Genomic DNA, 772 nt, shown 5'->3' on the forward strand with positions numbered 1-772 from the left:
ATACTTAAACAGCCAAATGTGTACCAGCCAAGAGATGGAGCAAAGGATAGGATCATTGCTGAAATCGTATAAACTCCAAAAACAAACATGAGCAGAATAAGAGAATGGAAGCGGTCGGCAAGCCACCCGCCAATTGGTCTCATAAGAGTAGCAAGGACAATAAAGCCTGCTGTCCTTATACCGGCATCAACTTTATCTAATCCAAAGTTCGCTACAAGAAAGTTTGGCAGGTAAATAGTAAATGCAACAAAAGAACCGAATGTTATAAAGTAAAATAAGCTTAGCAGCCATAGTTTTTCATTTTTGTAGACACCCTTAATTTGTTCTAAAAGCGGTGTTTTCACTCTCAGTTCCCTTTTATCTCCTAATAGGAAGTTACCTGCAATAAAGACTGCCAAAATTACAAGGTAAAGCTGCACGGTTGTAGACCAGCCAAACTTCGTAGCTACAACAGGTGCTGCAAACGCTGATATAGCCGTTCCGAGGTTCCCTGCACCGTAAATTCCGTTTATAAAGCCATGGCGTTCCTTAGGATAATACTTTGGTAAAGAGGTTACTCCTACAGAGAATACGGCTCCCCCAATACCAAGAAAAAGCCCTCCAATCAACAAATCAGCAAGAGAGTCCGCGATACTGATATAATAAACAGGGAATAACAGCGAAATAAAGCTAATCAGGAAAATTTTCCTAGCCCCGAACTGATTGGCGTAAAAGCCAAGAGGAATGCGAAGAATAGATCCTAAAATAACCGGAACAGCTGTTACCAGTGCAA

The 772-nt window shown here is 41.1% G+C and carries 1 protein-coding gene; it reads right to left on the reverse strand.

What is annotated here, in order from left to right; genetic code table 11:
• On the reverse strand, positions 1-772 hold a 772-nt coding region (locus AC1DUW_RS31190), incomplete at both ends, for an MFS transporter (protein WP_477644498.1).

This window comes from Peribacillus sp. P4_C12, assembly GCF_056402095.1.